The organism is Streptomyces sp. SID5785, assembly GCF_009870065.1.
In the GTDB taxonomy this organism is placed as follows: Bacteria; Actinomycetota; Actinomycetes; order Streptomycetales; family Streptomycetaceae; genus Streptomyces.
The window spans coordinates 1-5,172 of the sequence record NZ_WWIA01000926.1 but is presented as its reverse complement, the minus strand read 5'-3'; the positions used below and the strand labels follow the sequence as shown (position 1 = coordinate 5,172).

Sequence of the window (5,172 nt, the reverse complement as noted above, 5' to 3'; positions counted from 1 at the left end):
TACGCCGGATCCGGGGCGGGTGGTGCGGCCGGGCTCAGATCACGTTGAGCGCGGCCGCGCAGCCCACTCCGCCGAGCAGCATGAACACGGGCATGAGCACCTTCAGCTCCACCCAGCTGCCGGCCCGGAACCGCATGGCCTTCGGCGGCCCGAGCGGGTACCAGCGGCGGCGTCCGATGGGGATGGGCCACAGGATCGGGCAGCCGGACACGGTCAGCGCGTCCCCGACGCAGTGGGTGAGGGCGCCGAGCACGATCGGCAGGCCGAGCCACAGGTACTCCTGGCCCGGGTCGGTGAACAGCCAGTCCGAGCCGTTGCCCGGCTGGTCGAGTATCCCGGCGAGGATCCAGGCGCTCGTGCCGGCGAGGAGCCACACCAGGACGTCGCTGCTGGAGCCACGGGCTGCCCGCCACAGCAGGCCCTCGATGGCCAGCACCATGTGGATGAAGAGGATCGCGAGGACCGTCCAGCGACCGCCGGTGATCGCGGCCGCCGAGGTGCCGCCGCCGATGAGCACCGCCCACACCCAGGTGTGGGTCAGCGTGCGGTGCCCGCCGGAGCGGCGCGGGTCGCCCTTCATCCGGGTGGCCTTGTACACCGCGTAGGAGAGCTTGTCGACGATCGAGCACAGGGCGTGCGAGATCGGTCCGAAGGCCCGCGAGATGGTGGCCGCCTTGTGGTCCAGGTCGGGGGCGAGGGCGGCGCCGGCGCAGATCAGCGCTCCGACGAGGACGACGGGCCAGGGCATCGGGTGCCCGGCGGCGGCCGCTGCCGCGCCCACCCCCAGCCAGGCCGCCGCTCCTGACAGTGAGTGTGCCGGTCCCATCATGGTGGTGATCCGCCCCTGTTCCTGTTGTGCCGGCTCCGCGTGCGGCACCGGCAAGTCCCGTGTCCCGACGGTCTGTCGCCTCTGTCGGCGCCCCTGCGTGCGCACGTGTGTGCTGACGCCCCGTCGGCGCCTCAGCGTAGCGTTCGTGATCTTCGGGCCAACATCCGATTGCCGGATCAGGCGGGAAGGCAGGCAAGATGGGTGCGTGACCCTTATCGATCAGCTCCCGCAGACCGCCGACCCGGACGCCCTCTACGACGCCTTCGAGTCGTGGGCCGAGGAGCGTGGGCTCACCCTCTATCCCCACCAGGAGGAGGCCCTGATCGAGGCGGTGTCGGGGGCGAACGTGATCGTCTCGACGCCGACCGGTTCCGGCAAGAGCATGATCGCCGCGGGTGCGCACTTCGCCGCCCTGGCCCGTGACGAGGTCACCTTCTACACGGCGCCGATCAAGGCGCTCGTGTCCGAGAAGTTCTTCGAGCTGTGCAAGCTCTTCGGCACGGAGAACGTGGGCATGCTGACCGGCGACGCGTCCGTCAACGCGGACGCGCCCGTGATCTGCTGCACCGCCGAGGTCCTCGCCTCCATCGCGCTGCGTGACGGTGCGCAGGCGGACATCGGCCAGGTCGTCATGGACGAGTTCCACTTCTACGCTGAGGGCGACCGCGGCTGGGCCTGGCAGATCCCGCTCCTCGAACTGCCGCAGGCCCAGTTCATCCTGATGTCGGCGACCCTCGGCGACGTCTCCATGTTCGAGAAGGACCTGACGCGGCGCACGGGCCGGCCCACATCGGTGGTCCGCTCGGCCACCCGCCCGGTGCCGCTCTCCTACGAGTACCGGCTGACGCCGCTGACCGAGACGCTCACGGAGCTGCTCGACACGAAGCAGGCGCCGGTCTACATCGTCCACTTCACGCAGGCGCAGGCCGTCGAGCGGGCGCAGGCGCTGATGAGCATCAACATGTGCACGCGCGAGGAGAAGGACAAGATCGCCGAGCTGATCGGCAACTTCCGCTTCACCACGAAGTTCGGCCGCAACCTGTCGCGTTACGTGCGGCACGGCATCGGTGTGCACCACGCCGGCATGCTGCCGAAGTACCGCAGGCTCGTGGAGAAGCTCGCGCAGGCGGGACTGCTGAAGGTCATCTGCGGCACCGACACGCTCGGTGTGGGGGTCAACGTGCCGATCCGCACGGTGCTGTTCACCGCGCTCACCAAGTACGACGGCAACCGGGTGCGGACGCTGCGCGCGCGGGAGTTCCACCAGATCGCCGGGCGCGCCGGACGGGCCGGCTTCGACACCGCGGGCTTCGTCGTGGCGCAGGCGCCCGAGCACGTCATCGAGAACGAGAAGGCGCTGGCGAAGGCGGGCGACGACCCGAAGAAGCGGCGCAAGGTCGTGCGCAAGAAGGCTCCCGAGGGGTTCGTGGGCTGGACGGAGAGCACCTTCGAGAAGCTGATCGGGTCGGAGCCGGAGCCGCTCACCTCGCGCTTCCGGGTGACGCACACGATGCTGCTCTCGGTCATCGCCCGCCCGGGCAACGCGTTCGAGGCGATGCGCAAGCTGCTGGAGGACAACCACGAGCCGCGCAGGGCCCAGCTGCGGCACATCCGGCGGGCCATCGCGATCTACCGCTCGCTGCTGGACGGCGGCATCGTCGAGAAGCTGGACACCCCGGACCCGACGGGCCGGATCGTGCGCCTGACCGTCGACCTCCAGCAGGACTTCGCGCTGAACCAGCCGCTGTCCACGTTCGCGCTCGCCTCGTTCGACCTGCTCGACCAGGAGTCGCCGTCGTACGCCCTCGACATGGTGTCCGTGGTCGAGTCGACGCTGGACGACCCGCGGCAGATCCTGCACGCGCAGCAGAACAAGGCGCGTGGTGAGGCCGTCGCGCTGATGAAGGCCGACGGTGTCGAGTACGAGGAGCGCATGGAGCGTCTCCAGGACGTCTCGTACCCGAAGCCGCTGGAGGAGCTGCTCTTCCACGCGTACAACACGTACCGCACGAGCCACCCGTGGGTCGGCGACCACCCGCTGTCGCCGAAGTCCGTGATCCGTGACATGTACGAACGGGCCATGACCTTCACCGAGTTCGTCTCCCACTACGAGCTCGCGCGCACCGAGGGCATCGTCCTGCGTTACCTGGCGAGCGCGTACAAGACGCTCGACCACACGGTGCCGGACGACCTCAAGTCCGAGGATCTGCAGGATCTGATCGCCTGGCTCGGCGAGATGGTGCGCCAGGTCGACTCCAGCCTCCTCGACGAGTGGGAGCAGCTCGCCAACCCCGAGGTGATGACCGCGGAGGAGGCCCAGGAGAAGGCCGACCAGGTCAAGCCCGTCACCGCGAACGCGCGCGCCTTCCGTGTGCTCGTGCGCAACGCGATGTTCCGCCGGGTCGAGCTGGCCGCGCTCGACCACGTGGAGGAGCTCGGCGACATGGACGGCGACGCGGGCTGGGACGCGGACGCATGGGGCGAGGCGATGGACGCGTACTGGGACGAGTACGAGGACCTCGGCACCGGCCCCGACGCCCGCGGGCCCAAGCTCCTGATGATCGAGGAGGACGCGGAGCACGGACTGTGGAAGGTCCGGCAGACCTTCGCGGACCCGAACGGCGACCACGACTGGGGCATCAGCGCCGAGGTCGACCTCGCCGCCTCCGACGCGGAGGGCCGTGCGGTCGTCCGGGTCACGGACGTCGGCCAGTGGTGAACCTCCGGCCGGCCGGACGCCCCCGGTCGGCCGCCGCCCCGCTCCTCCCGCGCCGGTCCACTCCCGGCGCCCGTACAAGAGAGATCCAGGCATGACGACGAATCCTGCGGAACGGCTCGTCGACCTGCTCGACCTGGAGCAGATCGAGGTCAACATCTTCCGTGGGCGCAGCCCCCAGGAGTCCCTCCAGCGGGTCTTCGGCGGGCAGGTCGCCGGACAGGCGCTGGTGGCCGCCGGCCGCACCACCGAGGGCGACCGGCCCGTGCACTCGCTGCACGCGTACTTCCTGCGTCCGGGACGCCCGGGTGTGCCCATCGTGTACCAGGTCGAACGGGTGCGGGACGGCCGCTCGTTCACCACGCGCCGGGTCACGGCCGTCCAGCAGGGTCGTACGATCTTCAATCTCACCGCCTCCTTTCACCGGCCCGAGGAAGGGGCCTTCGAGCATCAGTTGCCGCCGGCCCGCGCGGTGCCGGATCCCGAGTCGCTGCCGACGGTCGCCGACGAGGTACGCAGCCATCTCGGGGCGCTGCCCGAGGCGCTGGAGCTGATGGCACGCCGCCAGCCCTTCGACATCCGGTACGCCGACCCGCTGCGCTGGACGCCGGAGGACGTGCGAGCCGCCGAGCCGCGCAGCGCCGTGTGGATGCGCGCGGTCGGTCCGCTGGGCGACGATCCGCTCGTGCACACGTGCGCGCTCACGTACGCGAGCGACATGACGCTGCTCGATGCGGTGCGGCTGCCGGTCGAACCGCTCTGGGGCCCGCGCGGCTTCGACATGGCCTCGCTCGACCACGCCATGTGGTTCCACCGTCCTTTCCGTGCCGATGAGTGGTTCCTGTACGACCAGGAGTCGCCGATCGCGACCGGTGGCCGTGGGCTGGCCCGTGGGCGCATCTACGACACCGAGGGGCGTCTGCTCGTGTCGGTGGTCCAGGAGGGCCTGTTCAGGAAGCTGGACGCATGACGGGCCACGGCGCGAGCGACGCCGAGCAGGCCCGCAGCCTCCTGGCCGGTGCGGTCCGGCTGCGGGAGGAGGGCCGCCGCGAGGAGGCCCGCACGGTGCTGCTCGACCTGCGCGAGCGGTTCCCGGAGGACGTCGCGATCGCCTATCAGACGGCGTGGGTCCACGACGCGCTCGGGCGTGAGGCCGAGGCCGTCGCCCACTACGGCGCCGCCGTCGCACGCCCGGGTCTGTCCGAGGAGGACCGACGGGGCGCGCTGCTCGGCCTGGGCAGCACGTACCGCACGCTGGGCCGCTACCCGGAGGCGGTGGCCACCCTGAGCGGCGCCGTCGCGGAGTTCCCCGGTGACCAGGCGCTCCGGACCTTCCTGGCGATGGCGCTGTACAACGCGGGGCGCGCACACGACGGGATGCGGTTGCTGCTCACGGTCGTCGCCGAGACCAGCGCGGACCCGGACCTGGTGGCGTACCGGCCGGCCATCGAGCACTACGCCCGGGATCTCGACGCCGTCGAGGGGGTCGCGGACCCGGCGTGACCGGGCTGCTCCGCGGCTCCGCTCAGGCTCGTCTGCCGAGGATCCTGGACCACAGGCTTCGCGTCGGCGCCGCGGGCGCCCGGGGCGGTCCGCACGCGTCGGCCGGGGCTGGCCCGGGCGCCCG

General features: G+C 71.0%; 4 protein-coding genes. 3 read left to right on the top strand and 1 reads right to left on the bottom strand.

All coding sequences use genetic code 11. The features are described from left to right. Positions 1-34 precede the first annotated feature (34 nt). Entirely contained in the window at positions 35-829 is a 795-nt protein-coding gene (locus tag GTW43_RS30220; RefSeq protein WP_161305170.1) for a metal-dependent hydrolase, read from the bottom strand. Positions 830-1,034: 205 nt separating this feature from the next. Between GTW43_RS30220 and GTW43_RS30215 the strand changes: the two genes are divergently transcribed. The 3 genes from GTW43_RS30215 (at position 1,035) to GTW43_RS30205 (ending at position 5,048) form a co-directional block, all read left to right on the top strand. Then, complete coding sequence (locus tag GTW43_RS30215; RefSeq protein ID WP_161305169.1) at positions 1,035-3,548, top strand: DEAD/DEAH box helicase; 2,514 nt, start codon at positions 1,035-1,037, stop codon at positions 3,546-3,548. Between the two features lie 91 nt (positions 3,549-3,639). Then, on the top strand, positions 3,640-4,515 hold the full coding sequence (locus GTW43_RS30210) for an acyl-CoA thioesterase II (RefSeq protein WP_161305168.1): 876 nt from the start codon (positions 3,640-3,642) through the stop codon (positions 4,513-4,515). Continuing rightward, positions 4,512-5,048, top strand: coding sequence for a tetratricopeptide repeat protein (locus GTW43_RS30205; RefSeq protein WP_161305167.1), 537 nt, complete (start codon positions 4,512-4,514; stop codon positions 5,046-5,048). The genes GTW43_RS30210 and GTW43_RS30205 overlap by 4 nt, the downstream gene beginning before the upstream one ends. The last annotated feature ends 124 nt before the right edge of the window (positions 5,049-5,172 follow it).

Coding starts and splice junctions, on each gene's coding strand:
- GTW43_RS30205 (WP_161305167.1), top strand. CDS start 4,512: ATGACGGGCCACGGCGCGAGCGACGCCGAGCAGGCCCGCAGCCTCCTG.
- GTW43_RS30220 (WP_161305170.1), bottom strand. CDS start 829: ATGATGGGACCGGCACACTCACTGTCAGGAGCGGCGGCCTGGCTGGGG.
- GTW43_RS30210 (WP_161305168.1), top strand. CDS start 3,640: ATGACGACGAATCCTGCGGAACGGCTCGTCGACCTGCTCGACCTGGAG.